A 15,871-nucleotide genomic window follows, 5' to 3' on the forward strand; every position below is an offset into this window, starting at 1 on the left:
AAGAAAAAGGTTTCACTGGAACAAAAATACTGTCTTTTCCTTATCGTGCGCCATCCGTATATTCATCCACACGGGGTCGTCACAGCGTCCGGGTTCACGGAACGGCCACCCCGGCACGGACATCAAGGGGAAAACATGTCTATCGCCATCGCCGCCACGCCTGGCCGGCAGGATCTGCATTCATCGACGATGCGCCGGCGCGTGATCGCCGGCACCACCATCGGCAACGCGCTGGAGTTCTTCGACTTCACCGTGTTCACGTTCCTGATGCTCGTCATCGGGCCGTTGTTTTTTCCGGCCGCGTCCAGTTATGGCCAGTTGCTGTTGACCACCGCCACCTTCGGCGTTGGCTTCCTGATGCGGCCGGTGGGCGGCATGCTGATCGGTTCCTACGCCGACCGCCACGGCCGCCGCGCCGCCATGACGCTGACCTTGTGGCTGATGGGGCTGGGCTGCGGGCTGATCGCGGTGGCGCCCACCTACGCCCAGATGGGGGTGATGGGGCCTGTGCTGATGGTGCTGGCGCGCTTGATCCAGGGCTTTGCCGCCGGCGGCGAGGTAGGCGCGTCCACGACGCTGCTGGTGGAGCACGCGCCGGCGAACCAGCGCGGCTTCTATTCCAGCTGGCAGTTCGGCAGCCAGTCGCTGGGCGTGATGCTGGGCGCGCTGACCGTGGCGTTGTTGACGGCCGCGCTTACCAAGGAACAGATGCAGGACTGGGGCTGGCGCGTCCCTTTCGTGATCGGCATCCTGACCGTGCCGGTCGGCGCCTACATTCGCCGCAACCTGGAGGAAACGCTGGAGCCCGCCCAGGCGCCCGCGGCGACGCGCGCCGCCTCCACCCACCAGCCCCTGCGCCGCGTCTTCGCCGACCACAAGGCCCAGATCGTCAAAGGCATCCTGCTGGTGATCGGCGGCATGGTCTGCGCGCAGATCATCGGCTTCTACATGCCCGCCTACGCCAGCAAGGAACTGGGCCTGCCGGCCACGTCCACGCTGGCTGCCAGCGTGGTGCTGGGGGCCATCGGCTTCGTGCTGGCGCCGTTTGTCGGCATGCTGGCCGACCGGGTCGGGCGCAAGCGGGTCATCTTCTGGTCGCGCGCGGTGACCGTGTGCGCGTTGCTGCCGTGCTTTCAGTGGCTGGTGTCCGCGCCCAGCACTGCGCGGCTGATGACGGTGATTGCGCTGCTGGCCATCCTGCTGGCGCTGCAGACGGCGCCCACCATCACCATGCTGCCCGAACTGTTTCCGAAGGCCGTGCGCACGACGGGGATGTCCGTGGTGTATGGGCTGGGCATATCTGTGTTCGGCGGCTTCGCGCAGTTCTTCGTGACCTGGCTGCTGCACGTCACCGGCAACCCGATGGCGCCCGCCTGGTACTTGATGGTGACCGTGACGCTATCGACCGTGGTGCTGTTCTGGATCCAGGACCGCACCGGCCATGAAATCGACAAGCAGGAGGCATGATGCCCAGCAGTACGAGCTACTTCCCCCGCAGCTACGCCGAATCGCGCGAGCGGTTCCTGTCCGACGCCGCGCGCCTGGGCGCCCACGTGCAGTCTTATCCGATCGAGGCGGTGGGCCGCGAAGGCGAGGCGCTGGCAACCGACACGGCGCTGATCGGCGCCCCGGGTGCCGAACGCCTGCTGATCATGACGTCCGCCACGCATGGCGTGGAAGGGTTCTGCGGCGCAGGCTGCCAGGCCGCATTGATGGACGATGCGCCGATGCTCAAGCGCGCCGCCCAAGCGGGCGTGGCGTTGCTGCTGGTGCACGCCGTGAATCCTTACGGCTTTTCGTGGATCGCCCGCACGGACGAGGGCAATGTGGACCTGAACCGCAACGCCCAGCCGTTCGACGGTACGCCGCTGCCCATTAATCCCGGCTATGGCGATCTGCATCCGTTGCTGCTGCCGGCGCAATGGCCGCCGTCGGAAGAAAACCAGCGGGGCCTCGCGTGCTACGTGGCCGAACATGGGCAGGCCGCCTTTGCGCAGGCCGTGTCGCGCGGCCAGTACACGCACGACGATGGCTTGTTCTATGGTGGCGCGGCGCCTGCCGCATCGCTGGCGAACCTGCGGCGCATCCTTCAAACGCAGGCCAGCCCCCATGCCCACATCGGTTGGATCGACGTGCATACGGGCCTGGGCCCGCGCGGGCACGGCGAAAAGATCTACGCGGGCCGGCGCAACGATGCCGAAGTGGCGCGCGCGCGGCAATGGTGGGGCCTGGACATCGCCGTGCCGTTCCAGGGCACGTCGGCATCGGTCGACATCACGGGCCACCTGGCGGGCCTGATCTACCAGGCCTGCCCCGAGTCGTCGCCGACGCTGATGGCGCTGGAGTACGGCACCTTGCCGTTTGACGACATCGTGCTGGCACTGCGCGGCCGCAACTGGCTGCGGGCCAACCCGGACGCGCCGGCGGCGCTGCGCCGCGACATCCTGCAGGCCACGCAGGACGCGTTCTACTGCCCCATCGACGACTGGCACGGCATGGTGCTGGGGCAAAGCCGCGTGGCGGTGCTGCAAGCGCTGTGCGGGCTGGAATCCGCCGGGCTGGGAGCGTCCGCGGCGGCCTGACGAACCCGGCTTGGTCTGATTTTCACCTCGATCAGGCCGATCGTCGAGCCCCTGCGGCCCGCCGGGACATCGCGCCAGATGTCCCGGATCCGACAGCCGTTTTGAAGATGCTGCGCAGCGCCAAAATCGCCGAAAACGTATTCCAGGAAGACGGAATGCCCCGCGAAAAGCCGGCATTCCCATCCCGGCGAGGCCTATGTTGCACTGCGCTGGCGCGATGCGCCGCGAGAGGGCGCGGCGGTGCGTCAAGACGTTCGAACGCTTGATGCCCGATCGGCGCCGGCGCATGCCGGACCCATCGAAACTTGAGAAAGTGAGCTTCTCCCGGCCGAATGCCGTCCGTATATTGCGTGCCACGCTGCGGGCGCCATCCACGGGCTTCGGGGCCTGCCGTCGCGCAGCGCAATAAGGGGGAGGAGCATGTCCACTGTCACGATGCCGAGGGCCAGCGGCCAAGGGCTGTATTCACCGTCCATGCGCCGGCGGGTTATCGCCGGCACCACGATCGGCAATGCGTTGGAGTTCTTCGACTTCACCGTCTTTTCGTTCCTGATGCTGGTCATCGGGCCACTGTTCTTCCCCGAGGCGTCCAGCTATGGTCAGTTGCTGCTGACCACCGCGACGTTCGGCGTGGGTTTCCTGATGCGCCCCGTGGGCGGGATGCTGATCGGTTCGTATGCGGACCGCCACGGCAGGCGGTCGGCAATGGCGTTGACGCTCTGGCTGATGGGGGCGGGCTGTGCGTTGATCGCCGCGGCGCCGACCTACGCGCAGATGGGGGTGGCCGGGCCCGTGATGATGGTGTTGGCCCGGTTGATCCAGGGCTTTGCCGCAGGTGGTGAAGTCGGGGTGTCAACCACGCTGTTGGTGGAACATTCGCCGGCATCGAAGCGGGGCTTTTATTCCAGCTGGCAATTCGGAAGCCAATGCCTGGGCGTCATGCTGGGCGCGCTGGTGGTGACGCTTCTGACCGCGGCGTTGAGCCCTGAGCAGATGCAGGCCTGGGGCTGGCGCCTGCCCTTCGTGATCGGCATATTGACCGTTCCCGTCGGCGCCTACATCCGCCGCAACCTGGAAGAGACGCTGGCGCCGGTAGCGGCCGGCGTTGTTGGACCCGAAGCCGGCCGTGCCGGAACGAGCCATCAGCCGCTGCGCCGCGTGTTCACCGAGCACAAGGTGGTCGTGCTGAAGGGAGTATTGCTGGTGATTGGCGGCATGGTCAGCGCGCAGATCATCAGCTTCTATATGCCGGCCTACGCCAACCGGGAACTGGGCCTGCCGGCGACGTCCACGTTGTCTGCCAGCGTTGTGGTGGGCGCCATCGGCTTTCTGACCGCGCCCTTCATCGGGATGCTGGCGGACAGGGTGGGGCGCAAGCGGGTGATTTTCTGGTCGCGCGCCGCGACGGTGGCCGTTCTGCTGCCGAGCTTTCACTGGCTGGTTTCCGCGCCGAGCACGGGCCGTCTGATGGGGGTCATCGCGGTGCTGGGCCTGTTGCTGGCCTTGCAGACCACGCCCGTCATCACGATGTTGCCCGAACTTTTCCCGAAAGCCGTGCGCGCGACCGGGATGTCCGTCGTCTACGGGGTGGGCATTTCGGTGTTCGGCGGATTCGCGCAGTTCTTTTTGACCTGGCTTTTGCACGTGACCGGCAGCCCGATGGCGCCCGCGTGGTATCTGATGGCGACGGTCGCGCTATCCACGGTCGCGCTCTTCTGGATACGCGACCGTACGGGTCAAGACATCGATTCCCGGGAGGCATGATGCAGACGGCCTCACGCTATTTTTCCCGCAGCTACGCCGAGTCCCGCGGCCGCTTCGAAACACGGGCCAGGCCGCTGGCCACGCACTTCCAATCCTATGGCATCGATGCGCGAGGGCGCCAGGGCGAGGCGCTGGCAACTGACGTCGCCCTGATCGGGGATCCGCGCGCCAGTCGGCTCTTGATCGTGAGTTCGGCCACCCACGGCGTGGAAGGTTTCTGCGGTTCGGGCTGCCAGTTGGCGTTGCTTGACGATGCGCCCATGCTGGAGCGCGCGCGGCGCGCCGGCGTGGCGTTGCTGCTGGTGCATGCGGTGAATCCCCATGGTTTTTCGTGGCTTGCCCGCACGGACGAGGGCAATATCGACCTGAACCGCAATGCGCAGCCATTCGATGGCAGACCGTTGCCGGTCAATGCCGGATATGCGGGGATACACGGCTTGCTGCTGCCCGAGGAGTGGCCGCCGTCCAGGAAAAATCAGCAGGACCTTGCGCGCTACGTGGCCGAGGCGGGGCTGCAGGCCTACGCGGCTGCCGTGACGGCGGGGCAGCATACCCATCCCGATGGCCTGTTCTACGGAGGAACCGGCCCGGCGGCGTCGCTCCTGAATCTGCGGTCCATCCTTGGCGAATATGCCGGCACAGCGCGCACGCAGGTGGCGTGGATCGACGTGCATACCGGGTTGGGCCCGCGCGGCCACGGCGAAAAGATCTATGCCGGAAAGCGCGATGCCGCCGGCGTGGCGCTGGCCAGGCAGTGGTGGGGGGCGGACCTGGCCGTGCCTTTCCTGGGCAGCTCCGCATCGGCCGACGTGACGGGGTACGTCGGCGGGCTGTTGCACGAGGCATGTCCGGCGGCTGTCACCGCCGCCATATCGCTTGAATTCGGCACGGTGCCGTTGCCGGACATGGTGCAGGCGTTGCGCGGCCGTAATTGGCTGCTTGCGCACCCTGACGCCAGCGACGCGCTGCGCCGGGACATTCTGCAGGGCATTCTGGACGCGTTCTATTGCGATGCCTCGGACTGGCACGGCATGGTGCTGGGGCAAAGCCGCGTGGCCGTGCTGCAAGCATTGTGCGGGCTGGAAGCCGCGCGCTGACCCCAGGCTCCGTCGGCCCTGCAGTCCGTATGGATTCCCTGGGTTGCACCTGCTTCGGGCCTTCTATCGCAGCGGGTTGCACCTGCACGCGCGGCTGCGCCAGGGAATACCCGCAAGTGCGGCGCAGTGTTGGGTTATCCCTAGTTGAGCCAGGCAGCAACCCATCGATATGCTTGGGTTAACCGAGCGAACCGAAGAGTTCCATCCGGAGGAGTTTCAAACCGAGCCGGCACCTCGCTGACAAGGAACCAGGATTTGCATAGCGCGCCTCCTTTGAACTCGGCCGTCACGGCCGCCCGGATCAAGCCCATTCGCGTGATCCCGTGGGCAACGTGGCTGCACCGCGTTTTCGTCGTCCTCATGTATGCGTTCATGCTCTGCCCCATCGTGCTGGTGGTCTGGCTGAGCTTCTTCAAGGACGCCATCCTCTACTTCCCCCCGTCCGGCTACACGCTGTCCTGGTACGTGAAAGCGTGGCAGAACCCGGCGTTCGCCAACGGATTCCTGTTCAGCCTGCAAGTGTCGCTGGTGGCCGCCGCCATTGGCGTGGTGATGGGCGTGCTGGCGGCGGTGGGCATCGCCCGCTACCGCTTCCAGGGCAGCAAGGGCATCAACACCTTGCTGCTGTCGCCGTTGCTGATCCCCGGCATCGTCGCGGGCGTGGGCATCTACCTGTTCTACCTGCGCGCCGAAGAGATGCTGGACCAGGACATCATCGGCACCTTCGGCGGTCTCGTCATCGCGCACGTGTGCCTGACGATTCCGTGGACGGTGCGCCTGGTCACCGCCGGCATGGCCGGTCTGGACGGCTCCATCGAAGAGGCCGCGCGCAACCTCGGCGCCAGCGCGCCGGTCGCCTTCATGCGCGTGACGCTGCCGATGCTGCGCCCGTCCATCGTGGCGGCGGCGCTGTTCAGTTTCGTGGTGTCGTTCGAAAACCTGGAGCTGTCGCTGTCGCTGGTGGGGCCGGGCCGAACGACGCTGCCGATCGCCATCATGCAGTACCTGGAATTCAATCTGGACCCGACCATCGCCTCGGTGGCTTCGGTGCAAATCTTGCTGTTGGGGATCATCATGCTTGTGACCGACCGCTACGTGAAACTCAGTCAGGTGGTGTAAGAAATGGCGAAGGTCTCAATCGAGAATATCCGCAAGCAGTTCGGATCGGCGGTGGCGGTGTCGGATTTTTCACTGGAGATCGCCGAGGGCGAGCTGGTGACGTTCCTGGGCCCCAGCGGCTGTGGCAAGACCACCACGTTGCGCATGATTGCCGGTTTCATCACACCGACCGCGGGCCGTATCCGCATCGGCGAGACCGACGTGACCCGGCTGCCCGTGCACAAGCGCGACACCGGCATGGTGTTCCAGCGCTATGCGCTGTTTCCGCACATGACGGTAGCCGAGAACGTGGCGTTCGGGCTGGAGATGCACAAGGTGCCCAAGGCCGACCGCGACGCCAAGATCCGCCGCGTGCTGGACATGGTGCGCATGACCGAATTGCGCGAACGCTATCCGCGGCAGTTGTCCGGCGGCCAGCAGCAACGCGTGGCGATCGCCCGCGCGCTTGCCATCGAGCCCAAGGTGTTCCTGCTGGACGAGCCGCTGTCCAACCTGGACGCCAAGCTGCGCCTGGAAGTGCGCGAAGAGATCCGTTCCCTGCAGCAGCGCCTGGGTCTGACGACCGTGTTCGTTACGCACGACCAGGAAGAAGCGCTGGCGATCGCCGACCGCATGGCCATCATGCACGACGGCATCGTGCAGCAGGTGGGTGCGCCCGCCACCCTGTATGAGCGTCCGGCCAATCTCTTCGTGGCGGACTTCCTGGGCAAGATGAACGTGTTCACGGGCCGTGGGCAGGCCGACAACCAGTTCCACACCGACACCGGCCAGCACATCGCCACGCCGGGCGGGGCCGGCGCCACGCACGTGGGTGTGCGGCCGGAACGGGTACGGCTGGCCGCCCAGCCCGAAGGCGGCAACGCGCTGGCCGGAGTGGTGGAATCGTCGTTGTACCTGGGGTCGGTGCTGGAAGTGCGTGTGCAGCTCGAAGGCGGCAATCGCATGATCAGCCAGATCGTCAACGGCGGCGCGGGCCGCGCCCAGCCGGCGCCGGGCGCGCGAGTCTACGCATGCTTCGAGCCCGAAGACTGCGTGGCCTTCACGCAATAGGAGCCGCCATGACGACCGCGATAAAAGACGGGCGGCCCAGCCGCTGGCTGGGGCCGGGGCTGGCCTTTCCGGCGTCGCTGGTGGTGCTGGTGATCATCCTGGTCCCCATCCTCCAGCTGGCGCGCTACAGCTTCAACCATTTCGATCCGGCGGACCTGATGCAGACCGCCTTCACCTTCGAGAACTACGCCAAGTTCTTCGGCGACCCCTACTACCGCGACATCTTCTTCACGACCTTGTGGGTGGCCGGGCTGTGCACCGTGCTGGCGCTGGTGCTGGGCTTTCCGGTGGCGTACTTCCTGGCGCGCACGCAAAGCCGGTACAAGAGCCTGTTCGTGATCCTGCTGGTGTTCCCGCTGATGGTGGGCAACGTGGTGCGCGCGGCGGGCTGGATGGTGGCGCTGGGCAACGCAGGCGTGGTGAACGCCGTGCTGCAGGGGCTGGGGCTGATCGACAAGCCGCTGACCCTGATGTACACGCCCACCGCGGTCGTCATCGGCACCACCGCCGTGGTCATGCCTTACCTGATCCTGACGCTGCAAAGCGTGCTGGAAGGCATGGACCTGTCGGTGGAGGAGGCCGCCCGCAACGTGGGTGCCAGCTTCTTCACGACGTTTCGCCGCATCGTGTTGCCGATCGCCGCGCCCGGCGTGGCGGCCGGCACGATGCTGGTGTTCATCCTGTGCATGAACGCCTACGCCACGCCCGTGCTGCTGGGCGGCTCCGGCCTGACGATGATGGCGCCCGCGCTCTACGACCAGATCACGCGCGCGTCGAACTGGCCGTTCGGCGCGGCGCTGGCCGTCATCCTGGTGTGCGGCACGCTGGCCATCGCACTGGTCTCGAATTGGCTGATCCATCGACGCTACATCAAGACCATGGCGTCTTGACCCCGCATTTCCAACAAGGAACTTTCATGGCATCCGTATTGTTCAAGAACGCGAACCTGCTTGATCCCTTGCAGGCCGACCTGCTGGAAGGCCATCACGTGCTGGTCGAGGACGGCCTCATCAAGGAGGTGTCGGACAAGCCCCTGTCCAGCGCATCCGCGCAGGTGATCGACGCGGCGGGCCGCACGCTGATGCCGGGGCTGATCGACCTGCACGTGCACGTATTGGCGACCCAGCTGAACCTCAGCACGCAAGGCGTGCTGCCCGATGCGCTGGTCATGATGCGCGCGGTGCCCATCATGGCGGCGATGCTGCGCCGGGGCTTCACTACCGTTCGCGATGCGGGCGGTGCGGGCTGGGGGCTGAAATGCGCGGTGAACGAAGGCACGGTCAAGGGGCCGCGTCTCTTCATCTCGGGCCGCGCCATCAGCCAGACGGGCGGCCATGGCGACCCGCGCCCGCGTTCCGATCATCTGCGTCCGATGAGCTTTTGCGGCTGCTGTTTCCGTGCCGGCGACATCGGCCGCGTGGCCGACGGCATCGACGACGTGCGCCGCGCCGTGCGCCAGGAGCTGCAGATGGGCGCCGACCAGATCAAGATGATGGCCTCGGGCGGCGTGGCGTCACCCACCGACCCCATCGCGTCCTTCGGCTATTCCGAGGAAGAGATCCGCGTCATCGTCGACGAGGCCGCCAGCCGCCAGACCTATGTGATGGCGCACTCGTACACGGCCGACGCCATCGAGCGCGCCATCCGCAACGGCGTGCGCACGATCGAACACGGCAACCTGGTCGACGAGCGCGTGGCGCGCTTCATGGCCGAGAAGGGCGCGTTCGTGGTGCCCACGCTTGTCACGTACGAGGCGCTGGCCAACGAAGGGGCCGACTATGGCCTGCCACCGGATTCGGTGGCGAAGATTGCCACGGTGCGCACTGCCGGCCTGCATTCGCTGGAAATCTACAAGAAGGCGGGCGTGAAGATCGGCTACGGATCGGACTTGCTGGGGCCGTCGCAGCGCTTGCAGAGCGACGAATTCCGCATCCGCAACGAGGTCCTGTCCACGCAGGAAGTCATCCAGTGCGCCACCACCACCGCGGCCGAAGTGCTGAACCAGGTGGGGCAGCTGGGCCGCATCCAGGCGGGCGCCTTGGCAGACGTGCTGCTGGTGGACGGCAACCCGTACCGCGACTTGTCCTGCCTGTTGGGGCAGGGCGAACATCTGGCCCTGATCATGAAGGGCGGGGTCATCGAACACAACGCACTGGGGGTGTAAGCGCCATGAGCGATCCCACGTTTTCGCAATCGGAAGTCGGCGAAGAATCCCGCGACGTCAACGCCGCCAAAGGCTGGCATCCGCCGTCGGTACCGGTCTCGCGCGACCGCGGCCTGGGCCCGTTTCCCAGGCTGATCCTGCGCGGGGCGACGATCATCGACGGTACCGGCGCACCGCCCTGGGGGCCGGTGGACATCGTGATCGAGAACGACCGCATCACCGCGCTGGTCAACGTGGGCACGCCGCACAAGGCCATCGACCCGAAACGCCGGCCCGGCGCCGGCGACCACGAGATCGATTGCCACGGCAAGTTCGTCACCCCCGGATTCGTCGATGCGCACGCGCACATCGGCACGCCGTACCACGCCATGAGCGGCATCGTCCCGCCCGCCGACTACATCTACAAATTGTGGCTGGCGCATGGGGTCACGACCGTACGCGAAATGGGCGCGATGGGCGGCCTGGGCTGGACGATGGAGCAGCGCGAGCTTTCCGCCGCCAACAAGATCGCCGCGCCGCGCATGGTGGTGCATTCCGTGTTCCCCGCCGTGAACGACCGCGTCAAGACGATCCACACGCCGGAGCAGGGCCGCGAATGGGTGCGCAAGCTGGCCGCGCGCGGCGCGGACGGCATCAAGTTCTTCGGCGCGCCGCCCGCCATCATGGAAGCGGCATTGGACGAAGCCGCGCAGTTGGGGCTGCGGTCCGGCTGCCATCACGCGCAGATGGCGGTCACGCGGGTGAACGCGCTGAAGTCCGCGCGCTGGGGGCTGACCAGTTCCGAACACTATTACGGCTTGCCGGAAGCGCTGTTCGAAGACCGCATCGTGCAGTCCTTTCCCACCGACTACAACTACAGCGACGAGTACTACCGCTTCGCCGTCGCCGGCCAGACCTTCATGCAGGCGGCGCAGCCGGGGTCGGCCAAGTGGTGCCAGGTCATGGACCAGTTCCTGGAGCTGGGCCATACCTTCGTGCCCACGTTCAACATCTACGATGCCAACCGCGACCTGATGCGCGCGCGTCGCGCCGACTGGCACGACGACTACACCTGGAAGGCGGTCTGGAAGTACTTCCAGCCGCAACGCGGCGGGCACGGCGCGTACTGGTACCGCTGGAGCACCACCAACGAGATCGAGTGGAAGCAGAACTACCGGTTGTGGATGCAGTTCATCAACGAATACAAGAACCTGGGTGGCCGCGTGTGCGCCGGCAGCGATTCGGGCTTTATCTTCCAGATCTACGGCTTCGGCTTCGTGCGCGAACTGGAACTGCTGCAGGAAGCGGGGTTCCATCCCATCGAAGTGCTGCGCGCGGCCACGTCGCAAAGCGCCGCGCTGCTAGGCATCGATGAAGACACCGGCTCCATCGACGTGCAAAAGCGCGCCGACCTGCTGATCCACGACCAGAATCCGCTGACCGATTTCAAACTGCTGTTCGGCACCGGCGCCATGCGCCTGAACGACGACACGGCCAAGGTGGAATGGAAGCGCTGCCTGCAAACCACCATCAAATCGGGCGTGGTGTATGACACCGCCGAATTGCTGGCCGACGTGCGCAAGATGGTCAAGGACAGCTGGGAGCAAGATCCGGACGGCGAGCGCCCGCCGTTCGGCGGATCGCCGGCAGGCTCGCCCTGCGACGGCGGGCAAGAGGTATCCTGACATGGCCGTCGACCTCTTCCTGCTTTGCGGCTTCCTGGGCAGCGGCAAGACCACGCTGCTGGTGGACTACCTGCGTGATCCGGCGTCCCGCGACACGGGCGTGATCGTCAACGAGGCGGGCGAGGTCGGCGTGGATGGCGCCATCGTCGCCAATGACAGCGACAACGTGCCGATGACGCTGATGGCCAACGGCTGCGTGTGCTGCTCGCTGCGCAGCGATCTGGTCTACACCTTGAGTGCGCTGCTGGACGCGCCGCGCCCCGACGGCGAAGGGCCCTTGCAGCGGGTCATCCTGGAGTGCAGCGGCTTGTCGCGGCCCGGCCCCATCATCGCGTCCCTGGCGGATCCCGAGCTGGCCCGCCGCGGCCTGCGGCTGACGGTGGTCTGCACCGACGACTGCGCGCGCGACCCGGACGCATTGGCCGAGATGGACGAAGCCATGGCCCAGTTCGGTGCCGCGCACCGCATCGTGTTGACCAAGACGGACTTGCTGCCCGACGGCGCTCTGGACGCACGCGCCGTGCGCGCCGCCGCCCTGAACCCCTTGGCGGCCGTCATTGCCGACCCGGACCGCCGGCGCGCCGTGCAAGCCGCGTTTGCCCCGTCCCAAGGCGTGGCGGATCTGGCGGGGCTGGCCGCGCGGATGCTGACAGCGGGCGGGCAGGGGGTTGCGCACCCCCGCATCCGCGTCATGGCGGCTCGCGCCCACGCGGGCATCAGCTGGACGGATTTTTCGGAATGGCTGGACAACCTGGCCGGGCTTTGCGGCGAACGCCTGTTGCGGGTCAAGGCGGTGGTGCGCGTCAACGAATGCGCCGAACCCATCCTGATCCAGTCGGTGGGCACCACCTTCAGCGCGCCGCAACGCCTGACCCGGCAACCCGATGCGCCCGACGCCATCATCGTGATCGCGCGCGACATCGATGCGGGCGAGATCCGGGCGTCCTCGCCGCACGCACCCGTGGACATGCTGGCCTGAAGCATTTTTCGTACCGGGGCGCGCGGCCGGGCACAGCCGGCCACGCGTCCGCACCGTAGCAAGTCTTCAGTTCCCCTTCGATACGAGGTCGTTATGCAAGAGAAAAACCTGACTCGCCGTGGCTTCATCAAGACCGCCTCCGGCCTGGCGCTCGCTCCCGCTTTGGGCTGGGTGCCGGGCATGGCGCACGCCGCCGAAAAAGAAATCGTGGTGGGGACCTGGGGCGGCGACTACCAGAACCTGCTGCAGCAGATCATCAACCCCATCGTCGACAAGCAAGGCGTGAAGGTCGTCTACGACACGGGCAACGCCGTGGGCCGCGTGACCAAGTTGCGCGCCGAAAAGAATTCGCGGCGTGGCAGCATGGACGTGGCGCTGCTGGGTGAAGTCGACATGTACGACGCCGAGCGCTCCGGCACGCTGGAACCGATCGACGCGAAGAAGCTGCCCAATCTGGCGCATGCGATCGGCGCGCTGAAGACGGCATATTCGATTCCCCATATCTTCAGCGCGATGACGCTGGTCTACAACACCGAAAAATTCCCGACGCCGCCGGATTCGCTGGAAGTGTTGCTGGACCCAAAACTGAAAGGGCAGGTGGGCTTTTCGGACATCCTGTACCTGTACAACGCCGTCTTCGTCGGCCTGGGCGCGGGCGGCGACACCAAGAGTTTTGACGGGGGCAAGCGCTTCCTGACCAAGCTCAAGGCGAATGCGCCGCGCATCTACCCGTCCAACGAGGCGGTCGCGGCCGCCTTCAAGTCCGGCGAGATTGCCATCGCGTGCATGTGGAAGGCGCGCGCGCTGCAATGGAAAGACAGCGGCCTGCCGTTGGGTTTCGTGATTCCCAAGGAGGGCTCGGTGCCCGTGTCGTTCGAGGCCGGCATCGCCAAGAACAGCCGCAACAAGGACGCCGCGTGGGAATACCTGAACGCCATGCTGGACCCGCAAGGCCAGATCGGTTTCGCCGAAAAAATGGGCTATGCGCCCACGGTGACCAACGCGTCGTTGCCGGAAAACTTGAAGCGCGTGGGTTTCTCGGAGGCGGAAGTTAAGCTCTTGCACGCCTATGACCTGAAGCGCCTGACGGAAGGCAAGGCCGACATGCTGGAATTCTGGAACAAGGAATTCAAGGCGGGTTGAGGCGCCGCTTCCGGATGCGGCCGGTCCGCATCCGGAGGGACGTTGCAGATCGGTCCCCGTCTGCGATGGGCGGCCGATGAATCTACCCTGGACATCTTGCGTCAATCTTGAAATGTTATATCATTCGTTAGCTATTTGTAATGATATAACATCCGAGAGAGCGAAGATGAAAGGCAAGAAGCTAGGGGCGGTTGAGGAAAGAGGCGGGGCGAAGGCCCTGCGGGCCAGCCGCCGGGGGGCGTTGAAACCGCTGGTCTGCTCACTGATGCTGATCGCGCCGGTCGCGCAGGCCGAGGCCGAAACGGAGTCCGATCGCGCCAAGACGCTGGCCCCCATTACCGTGTCCGCCAACCCGCTGGGGCTGGACTTGAACAGCACGACGTTGCCCGCCTCGGTGCTCGAAGGCGATGCCCTGATCGAGCAGCGGTCCGGCACGTTGGGCGAGACCCTGAAGAACCTGCCCGGCGTCAACAGCGATACCTTCGGCGGCGGCGCGAGCCGGCCGGTGATCCGCGGGCAGACCGCGCCGCGAGTCAAAGTGCTGTCCGACGGTTCTGAAGTCATGGACGCGTCCAGCATTTCCCCCGACCACGCGGTGACGGTCGAACCGCTGCTGGCCGAGCGGATCGAAGTGCTGCGCGGCCCGGCGACGCTGCTGTACGGCGGTGGCGCGATCGGCGGTGTGGTGAACGTGGTGGACAAGAAGATCCCCACCGCGGTGCCGGAAAAGGGCATCGAGGCCGAAGCCGAACTGCGCGGCGCGACCGGTACCAAGGAACGTGCGGGTGCGGTGGGCATCACGGCGGGCGAAGGCCAGTTCGCGGTGCGCGTTGAAGGGATGAAGCGGCGCACCAGCGACTACGACGTGCCCGATTGGCCGGGCGGCAAGCTGGAAGGTTCGTACAGCGAATCCACCCAGGGCTCTGTCGGCATGTCGTGGATCACCCCGCGCGGATACGTCGGCCTGGCCTTCACGCATCTGGAAAGCAAGTACGGCCTGCCGGGGCATAACCACGAATACGAAGGCTGCCACCCGCACGGCACGCATCTGCATTGCGGCGGGCACGATCACGACCACGACGAAGAAGGCCATGACCATGATCACGAGCATGAACATGGCGGCGTGCCGTACGTGAAGCTGCGCAGCAACCGCCTGGACCTGCGCGCGGAGTACCAGGACCCGTTTGCCGGCTTCGAGAAGATTCGCGTGCGCGGCGGCCTGACCGACTACCAGCACGACGAGATCGAAGGCGGCCAGGTCGGCACCCGTTTCAAGAACAAGGGCTACGACCTGCGGGTGGAGCTGCAGCACAAGCCCATCGCCGGCTGGCGTGGCGTGGTGGGCGTGCAGAACGCCTATAGCGATTTCCGCGCCGAAGGCGAAGAGGCCTTCCTGCCGCGCAGCAAGACGCGGTCCAACGGCCTGTTCGTGCTGGAGGAATACCAGCTGAACGACTGGCGCTTCGAAGTGGGCGCGCGCCAGGACTGGCAGCGCATCTCGCCGTCGGGCGGCGCCTCGCGCAGCAGCCTGTCGGGCACGTCGCTGTCGGCCGCGGCCATCTGGGACTTTGCGCCGCAGTATTCCGTGGCGCTGTCGCTGTCACGCTCGCAACGCCTGCCCAATGCGCAGGAGCTGTATGCGGACGGCGTCCACCTGGCCACTAACACCTACGAACTGGGCAATGCAGACCTTGGTCGCGAGATCTCGCACAACATCGACCTGACCTTGCGCAAGCATTCGGGCGACACGACGTTCTCGGCCAGCGTGTTCCACAACCGCGTGAAGAACTACATCTACGCGAACACCCTCGACCGCTACGAAGACTTCCGGCTGATCGAATACACGCAGCGCGACGCGGAATTCACGGGTGTCGAGGGCGAACTGCGCCATCAGTTCACGCCGGTGTTCTCGGCGGCGGTATTCGGTGACTATGTGCGCGGCAAGCTGACGGGCGGCGATGGCAATCTGCCGCGCATCCCGGCGGCGCGCGCGGGCGTGCGCGGCAACGTGGCGTGGCAGCAATGGTCGGGCGGCGTGGAATACGCGCGCGTGTTCTCGCAAAAGGACATCGCGTCGTACGAAGACAGCACCCCGGGCTACAACCAGGTCAATGCCGTGGTCGCCTACCGCGGCCACTACGGCGCGACCGGCTACGAAGTCTATCTGCGCGGCACCAACCTGTTGAACAAGCTGGCCTATAACCACGCCTCGTTCATCTCGTCGGTGGCGCCGCTGCCCGGGCGCAGCGTGCTGCTGGGCGTGCGCATGACGTACTGACAAGGCAGGGCGTCCGAGATGGACGCCTGGC

12 protein-coding genes are annotated in these 15,871 nt (G+C 66.0%); all 12 read left to right on the forward strand.

The features are described 5' to 3' along the window. The first annotated feature begins 135 nt into the window (after positions 1-135). The 12 genes from AC27VE_RS15115 to AC27VE_RS15170 all read left to right on the forward strand — a co-directional run bounded on the left by AC27VE_RS15115 (position 136) and on the right by AC27VE_RS15170 (position 15,840). The gene (locus tag AC27VE_RS15115) at positions 136-1,467 is read left to right on the forward strand and encodes an MFS transporter (RefSeq protein WP_488704334.1); all 1,332 of its coding nucleotides are present in this window, start codon (positions 136-138) and stop codon (positions 1,465-1,467) included. Continuing rightward, positions 1,464-2,582 carry a M14 family metallopeptidase gene (locus tag AC27VE_RS15120; RefSeq protein ID WP_488704335.1) on the forward strand — a complete coding sequence of 373 codons (1,119 nt, stop codon included), beginning with the start codon at positions 1,464-1,466 and terminating at the stop codon, positions 2,580-2,582. The genes AC27VE_RS15115 and AC27VE_RS15120 overlap by 4 nt, the downstream gene beginning before the upstream one ends. A gap of 420 nt (positions 2,583-3,002) precedes the next feature. Further along, entirely contained in the window at positions 3,003-4,346 is a 1,344-nt protein-coding gene (locus AC27VE_RS15125) for an MFS transporter (protein ID WP_488704336.1), read from the forward strand. Further along, positions 4,343-5,443 (forward strand): M14 family metallopeptidase, encoded by a 1,101-nt coding sequence (locus tag AC27VE_RS15130; protein WP_488704337.1) that lies wholly within the window; start codon positions 4,343-4,345, stop codon positions 5,441-5,443. The genes AC27VE_RS15125 and AC27VE_RS15130 overlap by 4 nt, the downstream gene beginning before the upstream one ends. A 255-nt stretch (positions 5,444-5,698) precedes the next feature. Continuing rightward, a complete protein-coding gene (locus tag AC27VE_RS15135) occupies positions 5,699-6,562 on the forward strand; it encodes an ABC transporter permease (RefSeq protein WP_035214014.1) in 864 nt (287 codons plus the stop codon). 3 nt (positions 6,563-6,565) lie between these two features. Continuing rightward, entirely contained in the window at positions 6,566-7,612 is a 1,047-nt protein-coding gene (locus tag AC27VE_RS15140) for an ABC transporter ATP-binding protein (protein ID WP_488704338.1), read from the forward strand. An 8-nt stretch (positions 7,613-7,620) separates the two neighbouring features. Continuing rightward, a complete protein-coding gene (locus AC27VE_RS15145) occupies positions 7,621-8,502 on the forward strand; it encodes an ABC transporter permease (RefSeq protein ID WP_006227096.1) in 882 nt (293 codons plus the stop codon). Between the two features lie 26 nt (positions 8,503-8,528). Further along, the gene (locus tag AC27VE_RS15150; RefSeq protein WP_006227097.1) at positions 8,529-9,776 is read left to right on the forward strand and encodes a metal-dependent hydrolase family protein; all 1,248 of its coding nucleotides are present in this window, start codon (positions 8,529-8,531) and stop codon (positions 9,774-9,776) included. Positions 9,777-9,781: 5 nt separating this feature from the next. Beyond that, positions 9,782-11,440 carry an amidohydrolase family protein gene (locus AC27VE_RS15155; RefSeq protein WP_488704339.1) on the forward strand — a complete coding sequence of 553 codons (1,659 nt, stop codon included), beginning with the start codon at positions 9,782-9,784 and terminating at the stop codon, positions 11,438-11,440. Position 11,441: 1 nt separating this feature from the next. Next, positions 11,442-12,419 (forward strand): CobW family GTP-binding protein, encoded by a 978-nt coding sequence (locus tag AC27VE_RS15160; RefSeq protein WP_424625558.1) that lies wholly within the window; start codon positions 11,442-11,444, stop codon positions 12,417-12,419. Positions 12,420-12,512: 93 nt separating this feature from the next. Beyond that, a complete protein-coding gene (locus AC27VE_RS15165) occupies positions 12,513-13,562 on the forward strand; it encodes an ABC transporter substrate-binding protein (RefSeq protein WP_280029195.1) in 1,050 nt (349 codons plus the stop codon). 265 nt (positions 13,563-13,827) lie between these two features. After that, on the forward strand, positions 13,828-15,840 hold the full coding sequence (locus AC27VE_RS15170; RefSeq protein ID WP_488704366.1) for a TonB-dependent receptor domain-containing protein: 2,013 nt from the start codon (positions 13,828-13,830) through the stop codon (positions 15,838-15,840). Positions 15,841-15,871 lie beyond the last annotated feature (31 nt).

The sequence above is a fragment of the Achromobacter sp. 18P8.1.1 genome, assembly GCF_057799415.1.

Bases quoted from the DNA above. Each gene is read 5' to 3' on its own strand.
- AC27VE_RS15150 (WP_006227097.1), top strand. From the start codon at position 8,529: ATGGCATCCGTATTGTTCAAGAACGCGAACCTGCTTGATCCCTTGCAG.
- AC27VE_RS15140 (WP_488704338.1), top strand. From the start codon at position 6,566: ATGGCGAAGGTCTCAATCGAGAATATCCGCAAGCAGTTCGGATCGGCG.
- AC27VE_RS15165 (WP_280029195.1), top strand. From the start codon at position 12,513: ATGCAAGAGAAAAACCTGACTCGCCGTGGCTTCATCAAGACCGCCTCC.
- AC27VE_RS15155 (WP_488704339.1), top strand. From the start codon at position 9,782: ATGAGCGATCCCACGTTTTCGCAATCGGAAGTCGGCGAAGAATCCCGC.
- AC27VE_RS15115 (WP_488704334.1), top strand. From the start codon at position 136: ATGTCTATCGCCATCGCCGCCACGCCTGGCCGGCAGGATCTGCATTCA.
- AC27VE_RS15120 (WP_488704335.1), top strand. From the start codon at position 1,464: ATGATGCCCAGCAGTACGAGCTACTTCCCCCGCAGCTACGCCGAATCG.
- AC27VE_RS15170 (WP_488704366.1), top strand. From the start codon at position 13,828: ATGCTGATCGCGCCGGTCGCGCAGGCCGAGGCCGAAACGGAGTCCGAT.
- AC27VE_RS15145 (WP_006227096.1), top strand. From the start codon at position 7,621: ATGACGACCGCGATAAAAGACGGGCGGCCCAGCCGCTGGCTGGGGCCG.
- AC27VE_RS15130 (WP_488704337.1), top strand. From the start codon at position 4,343: ATGATGCAGACGGCCTCACGCTATTTTTCCCGCAGCTACGCCGAGTCC.
- AC27VE_RS15125 (WP_488704336.1), top strand. From the start codon at position 3,003: ATGTCCACTGTCACGATGCCGAGGGCCAGCGGCCAAGGGCTGTATTCA.
- AC27VE_RS15160 (WP_424625558.1), top strand. From the start codon at position 11,442: ATGGCCGTCGACCTCTTCCTGCTTTGCGGCTTCCTGGGCAGCGGCAAG.